This window comes from Catenulispora yoronensis (assembly GCF_039531695.1).
Classification (GTDB): domain Bacteria; phylum Actinomycetota; class Actinomycetes; order Streptomycetales; family Catenulisporaceae; genus Catenulispora; species Catenulispora yoronensis.
Window position 1 is genome coordinate 152,839 of sequence record NZ_BAAAQN010000003.1, and the last position, 11,245, is coordinate 164,083.

An 11,245-nucleotide genomic window follows, 5' to 3' on the forward strand; every position below is an offset into this window, starting at 1 on the left:
ATAGTGGATACTCTCATCATGCCTACGGCGGTGCCGGGATGGTTACCCCTGTCTCACAGCTTGGATGGACTATGAGCGTTCAGAAGGTTGTTCTGATCACCGGAGCCGGTTCGGGGATCGGGTTGGCTGCCGCGCGGCTTTATGCGGAGCGCGGATATGGCGTGGTGGCTGTTGACCGTGATGCGGAGCGGCTGGCCGGGTTGGGGGGTGTGGCGACGCTGGCGGGGGATGTTGCTGACGACGCGACCAATGCGGCTGCGGTGGAGCTGGCGCAGGAGCGGTTCGGGCGGCTTGACGCGGCTGTGTTGAATGCCGGGATCGGGGGTGCGGGGCCGCTGGAGTCGGATGGTGCGTTGGAGCGGTTCGCGCGCATTCTTGCCGTCAATGTCGGGGGTGTGGCGTCGGGGGTGCGTGCTGTGGTGCCGGCTATGCGCGCGGTGGGGGGAGGGGCGATTGTCGCCACGTCGTCGGTGTCGGGGTTGCGGGGCGATGCCCATACGTGGGCGTACAACGCGTCGAAGGCCGCGATCGTCAACCTTGTTCGCGGCCTTGCGGTGGATTATGCGTCGGAGGGCATTCGCATCAATGCGATAGCGCCGGGTGGCACGGTCACGGCGATGACCGCGGCGCAGGTTGCTGATCCGTGGTTGGGCCCGGCCATCGCGGCGCGGATTCCGATGGGGCGGTGGTCCGAGCCGCGCGAACAAGCCGAGGTGGTCTGGTTTCTGACCTCCTCGGCTGCGTCCTACGTCACCGGCGTCACGGTTCCGGTGGATGGCGGGCTGAGTGCTGACAATGCGATTCTGCCTGCGCGGCGGTGATGTCAGGCTTTTGGTACTGGCACATCTGGTGGGAGCAGTCCCTCATGTCGGAGCTGCTCCCATAGGCCGGATGGGATCGGCAGGGCTGCCCAGGCGAGGTTTTCCATCAGCTGGTCGCGGGATGCGGGGCCGGTGAGGACGCACTGGACTGCGGGGTGCCCGAGCGGGAACTGGAGCGCGGCGGCGGCGGTCGGGATGCCGAACTCGTGGCAGACCTTTGCGATGCGGGTCGTTTTCGCCCGGGTCTCGTCATCCATGGGTCGGTAGCGGAAGGTGGCGTTGGTGACGCCGTCGATCAGTCCGCCGTGCAGTGATTGGGCTGCTACCACGGCCACGCCGCGTTTCTCGGCCTCCGGCAGCAGCTCGTCCATCGCCTGGGTGTCCAGCAAGGTGTAGACGCCCGCTGCCAGGACCAGGTCCACATCGGTCTCGCGGATGAAGCGGGCCAGCATCGGGGCCTGGATCATCCCGGCGCCGATGGCGCGGACCACTCCTTCGTCGCGGAGTCGGGCCAGGGTCGGCCAGGCGCCGTCCAGGGCCTGCTGCCAGTGGTCGTCGGGGTCGTGGATGTAGACCATGTCCACGCTGTCGACGCCCAGCCGGTGCAGGCTCTCCTCCAGGGACGTGAGGACGCCTTCCCGGCTGAAGTCGTAGATCCACTCGGCCTGGGTCTGTGCGGTGTCCGGGTGGTCGGGCCGGACCAGGCGTCCCACCTTGGTGCTGAGCAGGTAGTCCGCTCGGGGGCGGCCGCGCAGGGCCACGCCGAGCAGGCGCTCGGAGTGGCCGCCTCCGTACATCGGCGCGGTGTCGAAGTAGCGCATGCCGCTGTCCCATGCGGCCTCGAAGCAGTCCAGGGCCTGATCGGGGCTGACCTCCGGCTGGGCTATCGCGGCGGCGCCGAAGGCCAGGCGGGGGAGGGTGGGTCGGGTGCCGCCGGTCATGCCTTGATTCCTCCGGAAACCAGGTCGACGCGCCAGTAGCGTTGCAGGAGCAGGAAAATCGTCGCCAGCGGGATCACGGACACCAGGACGCCGACGATGACGATGGTGTACTGCGCGGCCTGGCCGCCGGTGATGATGAGCAGGCCGTAGAGACCCTCGGTCAGGGGGAACAGCCGGTCGCGGTTGAGCATCACGAACGGCAGCATGAAGTTGTTCCAGATGCCGATGAACTGCAACAGGAACACGGTGACCAGGGCCGGCGCCATCAGGCGGGAGCCGATGGAGGCGAACATCCGCCACTCGGAGGCCCCGTCGACGCGCGCCGCCTCCAGCAGCTGGTCGCTGACCGAGGCCTCCGCGTAGATCTTGCACAGGTAGATCGCGAACGGGCTGACCAGCTGCGGCAGGATCACCGCGGCGTAGTTGTTCGTCATCCCGAACTTCGCCAGCAGCAGGAACTGCGGGATGGCGAGCATGATCTGCGGCAGCAGGACCGCGGCCACGATCATCCGGAACAGCCAGACGCTGCCGAGGAAGCGGTATTTGCCCAGGGCGTAGCCGGCGCAGCCGCAGACGATCGTGGACAGCGTGGCTCCGCCGACCGCGTAGATCACGGAGTTGAGCGCCCAGCGGGCGAAGATGCCGTGGTCGTAGGCGAACAGCGCCCGCAGGTTCGAGAAGAACCCGCCGTGGAAGGACGGGGCGAAGGGGGCGGTCGAGAACAGCTCGCTGTTGGTCTTGGTGGACGCGATCACGATCCACACCACCGGCAGCACGCAGTACACGGCGCCGATCAGCAGGATGACCGTCGGGATCCAGTTGGTGCGCGGACGCTTCGCGGGGGCGGCCGCGCCGGCCGTTCGGGCGGCCGTCGTCACTGCTGTCATCGTTCACTCCTTCGCGCTATCAGCCGCAGCACCGCGTTGGCGGCCACGGTGGCCGTGACGGTCAGCACGATGAGCAGGAACGAGGCGGCGGCCCCGCGGTGGATGTCGTTGTCGACGAAGGCGTCGGTGTAGACCCGCATCAGCGGCACCCAGGTGGAGCTGATCGCGTTGGTGATGGGCTTGAGCGTGGTCGGCTCGTTGAACAGCTGCAGGGCGCCGATCAGCGAGAACACCGAGATCAGCGTCAGGGTCGGGGCCAGCATCGGCAGCTTGATGCGCAGGGCGATCTGCAACTCGCTGGCCCCGTCCAGTTCGGCGGCCTGGAACAGCTCGCGCGGCAGGCCGCGCAGCGAGGTGTAGACGACCACCATGTTGAAGCCCAGGACGCCCCACACCGCGACGTTCGCCACGGCGAAGAACACCATCTTGGACCCGAAGTAGTCCACCGTCCCGCCGCCGATCGGGCTGGTCGCCGGCAGGTACAGGAAGCCCCACAGCAAGGTCGCGACCACGCCCGGCACCGCGTACGGCAGGAAGATCGCCAGCCGGGCGAAGCCGACCAGCCGGGCCCGCTTGGCGTCCAGGCACAGGGCGAACAGGGTGGCCAGGGCGATGGTCGCGGGCACGCCGATCACCGCGACCAGCAGCATCCGGCCGATGCTGTGCCAGAACTCGGCGTCGCCGAAGGCCGAGCGGTAGTTCTCCAGGCCGGCGAACACCGTGGTCGGGTTCTGGTCGCCGAACAGGCCGCCCCCGACCTTGTCCTTCATCAGGCTCAGGTAGATCGCGTAGCCGCCCGGCGCGACCGTGAACAGCAGGAACAGCACCACGGCCGGGACGAGCAGGGTCTGCGGCAGCAGGGTGTGCCGCCGTCCGCGGGGCGGCCGCGACGCCGACTCGGGAACGTCGCGTACCCCGTGGACGCTCGCGCCGGTCTTCATGGTGCGCGGTGCCGACGGCGTGCCGGACCGGTCTCCGGTGACACTCATCGTTTCCTTCCTCAGCCCGCGACGGAGAAGCCGCGCTTCTTCAGGTCGTCGACGGTGGCCTGCTGCATCTGGGTCAGCGCGGCGCTCAGGGGCGTCTTGTTCTGCAGGGCGGCGGCGAAGCCGTTGGAGTAGGCGTCGAACGTGACGTTGGCGTTGGGGCCCCAGACCTGGAAGGTCCGGGTGTTCTTCGCCTGCGCCGCGATCAGCGTGTTGTAGTCCGCCTGGTTGCTCATGAACGGCGGCGGGGTCTTCAGCGCCTCCTGCGACTGGTTGGCCAGCGAGGCCGGGAACGCCGCCGCCTGCTCGATCAGGATCTTGACGCCCTCGGGGGAGGAGTTCAGCCACTTCACGAACTTCGCGGCCTCGGCCGGGTGCTTGGAGTTCGCGGTCACCGCCTCGGTCTCCCCGCCCCAGATCCCGACCGTCGGGTCGCCGGCGCTCCAGGCCGGGAGCGGCGCGGCGACCCACTTGCCGGCCGTGTCCTTGGCGATCGAGGGCAGCTGGTTCGGCGCCCACTGCGCGCTCACCCAGCCGATGATGGTGCCGTCGTTCATCTCGGTGTTCCACTGCGGCGACCAGTTGGGCTCGGGGGAGACCAGGCCCTTGGTGATCAGGTCGCTCCAGTAGTTCGCGACCTTCTGGGTCGGCGCGTCGTCGATGGCGACCTTCCAGGTGGTGCCCGAGGTCGTCCACCAGTTGGCCCCGGCCTGCTGCGCCAGCCCGGCGAACCAGCCGGAGTCGACCGCGGAGAAGTTGCCGATGTACTGCTTGGGGTTCTTGGCGTGGACGGCCGCGGCGTCGGCCGCGTACTCGTCCCAGGTCGTCGGCGGCTTCAGCCCCAGCTGGTCGAAGATGTCCTTGCGGTAGAAGAACACCATCGGGCAGGTGTTCTGCGGGACGCCGTAGGTCTTGCCCTCGAACTGCACCTGGGAAAGCGAGGCCTTGTCGAAGTCGGCGGAGATGTCGCCGACGTACTTGTCGATCGGCACGATCACCTTGTTCGCGATCAGCGCCGGCAGCGCCTGGTACTCGACCTCGGTGACGTCCGGGTTGGTGCCCGCGGCGTTGTTGGTGATCAGCTTGTTGTAGAGGGTGTACCCGGTGCCGGCCGGCTTGCTCAGCTGCACCTGGATGTCAGGGTTCTCCTTGTTCCACTGGTCCACCGCGGCCTGCATGCCGCCGTCCCAGTTCACGTAGGTCAGCGTCACCTTGCCGCCGGATCCGCCGGAGCTGCCGGAGCTGCTCGAACCGCCCGAGCCGCCGGTGCTTCCGGACTTGGCCGCCGACGAGCCGGACGAGCCGCAACCGGCCAGCACCAGCGCCGTCGCGGCCACCGCCAGGGCGGTCGTGCCCCTGCTGAGGTTGGTACGCAATCCGTTGCCTCCTTGTGGGTGATGGGTGTGTCAGAAGCCTTCGGCCCAGGCCGGGTAGGACGTCGGCGCGGTCTGCACGCCGATCCACTGCCGCCGGGTGAACCCGGCCTGCTGGCCCTCGCCGCCGTGGCGGGCGTAGCCGTCGTTGACGTGCACCTCGTTGCTGTGCAGGCGCGCGGCGAACGCGTAGCCGCGCAGCGGGTCGCCGGTGAACACCGAGTTCATCAGCGTCCGGTGCCGGTTCACCAGCTCCACGGCCTCGTCCTCGGAGTCCACGACGGTGATCGGCAGGACCGGCCCGAACGTCTCGTCCTGGAAGACCGGCATGTCCGGCGTCACGTCGGTGAGCACCGTGGGCCGGTAGAACAGGCCGTCGTGCTCGGCGCCGACGGCGACCCGCGCGCCGGCCGCGATCGAGGGCAGCACCAGGCCCTGGTGGAAGCGGGCCAGCTGGCCGGCGCTGATCACCGGCCCCAGGTCCACGTCCTCGCGCAGCGGGTCGCCGACCCGCAGCTTGCGGACCCGCTCCACGACCGCCTCGGTGAACTCCGCGGCGACCGACCGGTGCACCAGGTGCCGTCCGGCGCTGATGCAGGTCTGGCCCTGGTACCACAGCGAGGTCCAGACCGCGCAGGCGGCGGCCCGGTCCACGTCGGCGTCGTCGAGCACGACGAAGGCGTTGTCGCCGCCGAGCTCGGTGACCACGGCCTGCCCGGCCGCCGCGCCGTAGGCGGTGATCGCCGCCCCGACCTCGAACGACCCGGTGAAGTGGATCAGGTCCAGGCCGGGATGCCGGGACAGTGCGGCGCCGGTGGCCACGCCGTCGCCGGGCAGCACCGCGAACACGCCGTCCGGGACCCCGGCCGCCGCCGCGGCCTCGGCCAGCACCTGGCCGCCGGCGATCGGCGTCAGCTCGGCGGGCTTGAGCACCACGGCGTTGCCGTAGGCCAGGCCCGGGGCCAGTGCGCGCATCGCCAGGCTCATCGGGTAGTTCCAGGGCACGATCAGCCCGATGACGCCGAGCGGGACGGCCCGGGACAGCGAGATCTTGCCCGGCTTGTACGGCGGCAGGATAGCGCCGGCGTTCTCCGTGAGCTGCGTCGCGGAGTTCAGCAGCTGGTTGACCGCCTGCCCGAGCTCCTCCTCGGCCTTGGCCGTGGTGCCGCCGGTCTCCCGGACGATCAGGGTGATCAGTTCGTCGCGCCGCTGCTCCAGCTGCGCGGCGAAGGCGCGCAGGATGTCGCAGCGGGTGTTCGCGTCGGTGTCGGCCCAGGCCGGCTGCGCGCTGCGCGCCGTGGCGACGGCGCGGTTGACCTGCTCGGCCGACGCGTCGCCGTAGCGGGCGAAGGCCGTGCCGGCCGCCTTGTCCAGGACCGGCCGCCAGTCGGAGGCGGGGGCTTCGAACCGGCCGTCGATGAAGACGGAGGCGGTGTACTCCACTGCTTCGGTGCTGGCAGAACTCATCGATGATCCTCTGCGTGTGTTGCGTATGTGTCGCTTGCGTGTCCGCCCCCTGACGGCGGGGGTCCGACGGTGGAGATCCGCCGGCGGGTGCGGCGTGGCGTCGCGGTGCTGCTTTTCCGGACGGGTCGCCCGCCGCGGGTCGCGACGTCGGCGACGGCGGCGGCCGAGCCGCGGGAACGGCGCGGGTGGGCGCCGATTCCGCGCGGTTTCCGGATGTTCCCGAAGCCGCACCGGGCTTTGTTCACGATGAAAGCTAAGGGTCGGGGAAATCGTTGTCAACGCCTCCGGCGCGCGGGTGCCGCGCGGCCGGGCTACCGCGCGGCCCAGACCAGACCGCGCTCCGTCAGGGTCCTGACAGTGGGCTCCCGCAGGTCCGCGAGCCGGTGCCCGACGGCCGAGACGAACACCTTCCCGGCGCCCCACCGGCGCGTCCACACCACGGGCATGGACACCGGGCCCGCGCCCTGGCCGCCGTCGCGCGGCGCCACGTCCGTGGTCGCCAGTACGGTGTTGCGGTCGTCGGTGAGCATCCAGTACTGCTCGCTGTGGACGTCGAAGTCCGCGAGCCCGGCCAGGATCGGATGGCCGGCGTGCTCGGCCGCGATCCGCACCCGGTAGGTCAGGAACTCCGGCGGATGGAACAGGAACAAACCACCCACCATGCGCAGATACTCGGGGTCGCGGAAGGCCGCCAGCACTCCGCCGTGCCAGCCGGCGAAGCCGGTGCCGGCCGCCACCGCGGCCACCAGCCCGGCGCCCTGCTCCTTGGTCAACTCCCCCTCCGACCAGCACTGGACCACGAGGTCCGTGCCGGCCAGCCGGGCGGCGTCGCAATACACGTCGAGGTCGTCGGCCACGTCCACGGCGAATCCGGCGGCGCGGAGTGCGGGCAGGAACAAATCCGTGGTCGCGACCGGCGAATGACCCTCCCAACCACCGCGGACGATCAGCGCGCGCCGCCGCGCGGCGACCCGCGGCTCCGGCTGCGTAGTGGGGGACTGGACCGGCATGAGGCCTCCCGGGCACGTCGAAAGGCGCCGATTCCGGCGCCCGTCACTTTGTCTACAACGTAAGCGAAGTGATCGACAGCTGACAACGGCGGGGTGGGGAGGATGTTGAGCGGGCGGCCTGCTATGGGGACGGCGGTGCGGCGGGGAAGCGGCGTGACGGCGGTGCGGCGGGAAACGGCGTCAGGCCGCGAGCTGGCCGCCCGCCGCCAGCAGCCGCGCCACCGGCAGTGTCGCCGCGCCCAGCGCGACCGCGCCGGACCCCAGCTCGCCGAGCCCGATCCGGGTCTGCTCGAACAGGTACGACAGCGCGTAGCGCTGCGCGACGGCGCGGATCGCGGGCAGCAGCAGCGGTCCGAGCAGTTCGCCGACCCAGCCGGCGAGGATCACCTGGTCCGGATTGATCAGGTTGATGAGATTGGCGACGCCGATGCCCAGATACTCGGCGACCTCGTCCAGCGTCGCCGCGGTTGCCTCGTCGTCGCCGCGGGCGGCCCGCCGGACCAGCTCGGCCATCCGCGCCTCGGTGCCCTCGTGGGCGAACGGCCGGCCCGCCGGATGCGCGAGATACGCGTCGAGGATCGCCGTGGCCCCGACGTACGCCTCCAGGCACCCGCGCGACCCGCACCGGCAGGCCCGGCCGCGGGCCTCGATCACCGTGTGGCCCCACTCGCTGGTCGAGCTCGATCCGCTCTCGGCGAGCGAGGAGCCCTCCGCGATCGCGGCCCCGACCCCGACGCCCCACAGCGCGACGACCGCGCGCCGCGCCTCGCGTCCGGCGCCGCGCCAGGCCTCGGCCTGCCCCAGCGTCCGCGCGCAGTTGTCGATGAAGATCGGCACGCCGATCTCGGCGCGCAGCGCGTCGCCCAACGGCACGCCGGACCAGCCGAGCGTCGGGGCGTGGACGGTGCCGCGCTCGTCGTTCTGCGCCGAGCCGGGCACGCCGACCCCGATGCCGAGCAGCGCCTCCAGCGCCACCCCGGTGCTGTCCAGCAGCGAGCCGACGCCGGAGACCACCAGCCGGACCACCACGTCCGGATCGAGGCGGCCGACCCGGATCTCGTGCGTCGTGGTCGCCAGCGTGGACAGCGTCCAGTCGAACAGCACCACCTGGATGTGGGTCTCGCCGATGTCCACCCCGACGACGTAGCCGTACCCGGGCCGGGCCTCCAGCACGGTCCGCGGCCGCCCGCCGTTGGAGTCCACCGACCCGGCCTCGGCCACCAGCCCGTCGGCGATCAGCCCGGAGACCACGTTGCTGACGGCCGCCGAGCTCATCCCGGTCAGCCGCACCAGGTCCGGGCGGCTCGCCGCCTGCCCGAGGTACACCGACGACAAGAGGGCAGCACGGCTGCGGCGACGGAGATCGCGCGTCGTCTGCGCGCCGGCCGGGATCACACGAGGAATTGTGCCAGACCCCCGCCCGGGCGGCCCGACGAGCGGCGCGGGCCCGACCGGGTGCGTGATTTGTCAGCTTTTATCCCCTGCGGATCCGGGGCGTTCCCAGGTGCAAGGTCCTTAGCAATACACGTAATCACCTAGGCATCGCCTGTGGCCCGCTAATTAAGGGCCCTGCTAACGTCACGCCCCGTCAACGGTCTCGACCAGAGAGGATCGCTGATCCATGACAGGGAACGAATTGGCCACCGCCTATCTCGACCTGGTACGGCGCAACGGGGACCGGCCGTCCGCACTGCTCGGCCCGATCGCCGAGGTGAAGGAACTGGAGGCCTTCTTCAAAGGCCGCTACCTGCCGTGCCCGATGTTCCTCACCGCGCCGGAGCACGCGCAGCTCACCCAGGACCTGACCAACCTCCGCTCCGCGCTGGTCAGCCTCCCGGACCGGCTGTTCGGCGGCGACCTGGCCGCCTTCGCCCGCGCGGTGGGGATGACCGAGCCCCAGGCCGACATGGCCGCGCGCGGCCGCGCCGCCGAGGTGACCCGGTTCGCCCGGGCCGACGTCCTGGCCGTGCCCGGCGGCTTCAAGGTCGTCGAGTTCAACATGGGCAGCGCCCTGGGCGGACTGGACATCGCCGAACTCGCCCGGGCGATGGTCCGGCACCCGACGCTGGCCGGGTTCGCCGCCGACCACGGGCTGGAGTTCACCGACACCCGGGTCGAGGTCCTGCACACCATGTTCGCCGAGACCGGCGTCGCCCAGGACACTGACCCGTTCGTCGCGATCGTGGACTCGCCCGGGAGCTTCGCCGGCCTCGGCGAATACCTCCAGCGCGCCGCCGAGACCTGGGACGAGAAGTACGGGATCCGCGCCGGCGCCTGCCACCTCGGCGATCTGGAGTACCGCGATGGCGCGGTCTGGCTGCGGGGACAGCGCGTCGACGTGGTCTACCGCACCTTCATCCTGGAGAACCTGGTCACGCGGCCGCACGAGATCGAGGTGATGGCGCCCCTGATGGCGGCCGCGGAGCGCGGGGAGGTGCGGGTCTTCACGCCGCTGGACGCCGAGGCCTTCGCCAGCAAGAACGCCCTGGCCATGGTCGCCGACGGCGCCAACCGCGCGCTGTTCACCCCGGAGGAGCAGGTCAGCCTCGGCCGCCTGCTGCCCTGGACCCGGATCCTCGCCGACGGCGAGGCCACCCTGGAGACCGGGGAGACGGTCGACCTCGTCGAATACGCCCTGAAGAACCGCGGCGACCTGGTGCTCAAGCCGACGCTGATGCACGGCGGCATCGGCGTGGTCCTCGGATCGGACCCGCACGTCACCCAGGAGTACTGGGAGCAGCAGATCCGCCAGAGCCTCGACGGCACCTTCACAGTCCAGCGCCTGATCCGCCCCGAACCCGACTACTTCCCGACCGAGGACGGCGAGCTCGATCCCTACACGGTGATGTGGGGCGTGTTCACCGTGACGCGCGGGTACGGCGGCATGTTCGGCCGGGCCACCCGCAACACCGGGAGCACGACCGGCGTGATCAGCATGGCCACCGGGGCGATGGCCGTCGCCTGCCTGCACGCCACTCGCTGAGCACGGCGGTCACAGCGGTCACACCGGTTCACAGCGGCCCACAGCGCGTCAGCCGCCGTCCCCCTCGATCCGCTGCGCGATCCGTCCGTCCCGCATCACGATCGACGCGCCGCACCGGGCCGCCAGCGCCGGATCGTGCGTCGCGATCATCAGTGTCGTGCCATAGACCGCGTTGAGCTCCAACAGCAGATCGATGATCTGCGTGCCGGTCGACGAGTCGAGGTTCCCGGTCGGCTCGTCGGCCAGCAGCAGGCCCGGGTCGGCCACCAGCGCGCGGGCGATCGCCACCCGCTGCTGCTGGCCCCCGGACAACTGGGAGGGCAGCGCGCCGGCCCGGTCCGCCAGGCCGACCGCGGCCAGCAGCTCGTCGGCGCGGGCCGCCGCCGCCCGGGCCCGGCGCCGGTCCGGGACCAGCGGCACCATGACGTTGTCCCGCGCGGTCAGGGCCGGCAGCAGATGGAACCGCTGGAAGACGAACCCGATCGTGCGGCGGTAGGCGGCGAGCTCGGCCCGGCGCGCGGCGGTGACCACGGTGCCGCCGACCCGGATCGTGCCGGCGTCGGCCCGCTCGATGGCGCCGATCAGGTGCAGCAGCGTCGACTTGCCCGAGCCGGACCGGCCGGTCAGGGCCACGACCGAGCCGGCCTCGTGGACCAGGCCGACACCGTCGACGGCGCTGATCCGCGCGTCGCGGGTGCCGAACGTCTTGCGGACGTCCTCCAGCACCACGGCCACCCCGTCACCCCTGTCAGCGCTCGCGTCGGCCACAAGCCATCT

At 70.8% G+C, this 11,245-nt stretch carries 10 protein-coding genes; 2 read left to right on the top strand and 8 right to left on the bottom strand.

The window, feature by feature from the left end:
• Positions 1 to 71 precede the first annotated feature (71 nt).
• The gene (locus ABD481_RS03490; protein WP_344664020.1) at positions 72 to 821 is read left to right on the top strand and encodes an SDR family NAD(P)-dependent oxidoreductase; all 750 of its coding nucleotides are present in this window, start codon (positions 72 to 74) and stop codon (positions 819 to 821) included.
• A gap of 2 nt (positions 822 to 823) precedes the next feature.
• Here the strand turns inward: ABD481_RS03490 and ABD481_RS03495 are convergent, their stop codons facing one another.
• From ABD481_RS03495 to ABD481_RS03525, 7 genes are all read right to left on the bottom strand, one after another.
• Complete coding sequence (locus ABD481_RS03495) at positions 824 to 1,762, bottom strand: aldo/keto reductase (RefSeq protein ID WP_344664021.1); 939 nt, start codon at positions 1,760 to 1,762, stop codon at positions 824 to 826.
• Complete coding sequence (locus ABD481_RS03500) at positions 1,759 to 2,649, bottom strand: carbohydrate ABC transporter permease (RefSeq protein ID WP_344664022.1); 891 nt, start codon at positions 2,647 to 2,649, stop codon at positions 1,759 to 1,761. Before ABD481_RS03500 ends, ABD481_RS03495 begins: the two co-directional genes overlap by 4 nt.
• Positions 2,646 to 3,638 (bottom strand): carbohydrate ABC transporter permease, encoded by a 993-nt coding sequence (locus tag ABD481_RS03505; protein ID WP_344664023.1) that lies wholly within the window; start codon positions 3,636 to 3,638, stop codon positions 2,646 to 2,648. The genes ABD481_RS03500 and ABD481_RS03505 overlap by 4 nt, the downstream gene beginning before the upstream one ends.
• Positions 3,639 to 3,649: 11 nt before the next feature.
• Complete coding sequence (locus ABD481_RS03510) at positions 3,650 to 5,011, bottom strand: ABC transporter substrate-binding protein (protein WP_344664024.1); 1,362 nt, start codon at positions 5,009 to 5,011, stop codon at positions 3,650 to 3,652.
• 30 nt (positions 5,012 to 5,041) lie between these two features.
• Positions 5,042 to 6,475, bottom strand: a complete 1,434-nt coding sequence (locus ABD481_RS03515) for an aldehyde dehydrogenase family protein (protein WP_344664025.1) — start codon at positions 6,473 to 6,475, stop codon at positions 5,042 to 5,044.
• Positions 6,476 to 6,786: 311 nt separating this feature from the next.
• On the bottom strand, positions 6,787 to 7,485 hold the full coding sequence (locus ABD481_RS03520) for a ThuA domain-containing protein (RefSeq protein WP_344664026.1): 699 nt from the start codon (positions 7,483 to 7,485) through the stop codon (positions 6,787 to 6,789).
• 180 nt (positions 7,486 to 7,665) lie between these two features.
• On the bottom strand, positions 7,666 to 8,880 hold the full coding sequence (locus ABD481_RS03525; RefSeq protein WP_344664027.1) for an ROK family protein: 1,215 nt from the start codon (positions 8,878 to 8,880) through the stop codon (positions 7,666 to 7,668).
• Positions 8,881 to 9,106: 226 nt separating this feature from the next.
• Between ABD481_RS03525 and ABD481_RS03530 the strand changes: the two genes are divergently transcribed.
• Complete coding sequence (locus ABD481_RS03530; protein WP_344664028.1) at positions 9,107 to 10,468, top strand: hypothetical protein; 1,362 nt, start codon at positions 9,107 to 9,109, stop codon at positions 10,466 to 10,468.
• 48 nt (positions 10,469 to 10,516) lie between these two features.
• Here the strand turns inward: ABD481_RS03530 and ABD481_RS03535 are convergent, their stop codons facing one another.
• Positions 10,517 to 11,236, bottom strand: coding sequence for an ABC transporter ATP-binding protein (locus ABD481_RS03535; RefSeq protein WP_344664029.1), 720 nt, complete (start codon positions 11,234 to 11,236; stop codon positions 10,517 to 10,519).
• Positions 11,237 to 11,245: the final 9 nt, after the last annotated feature.

What these genes read in the sequence shown, in the direction of transcription:
- ABD481_RS03520 (WP_344664026.1), bottom strand. Translation starts at nt 7,485, where the DNA reads ATGCCGGTCCAGTCCCCCACTACGCAGCCGGAGCCGCGGGTCGCCGCG.
- ABD481_RS03530 (WP_344664028.1), top strand. Translation starts at nt 9,107, where the DNA reads ATGACAGGGAACGAATTGGCCACCGCCTATCTCGACCTGGTACGGCGC.
- ABD481_RS03515 (WP_344664025.1), bottom strand. Translation starts at nt 6,475, where the DNA reads ATGAGTTCTGCCAGCACCGAAGCAGTGGAGTACACCGCCTCCGTCTTC.
- ABD481_RS03495 (WP_344664021.1), bottom strand. Translation starts at nt 1,762, where the DNA reads ATGACCGGCGGCACCCGACCCACCCTCCCCCGCCTGGCCTTCGGCGCC.
- ABD481_RS03500 (WP_344664022.1), bottom strand. Translation starts at nt 2,649, where the DNA reads ATGACAGCAGTGACGACGGCCGCCCGAACGGCCGGCGCGGCCGCCCCC.
- ABD481_RS03505 (WP_344664023.1), bottom strand. Translation starts at nt 3,638, where the DNA reads ATGAGTGTCACCGGAGACCGGTCCGGCACGCCGTCGGCACCGCGCACC.
- ABD481_RS03490 (WP_344664020.1), top strand. Translation starts at nt 72, where the DNA reads ATGAGCGTTCAGAAGGTTGTTCTGATCACCGGAGCCGGTTCGGGGATC.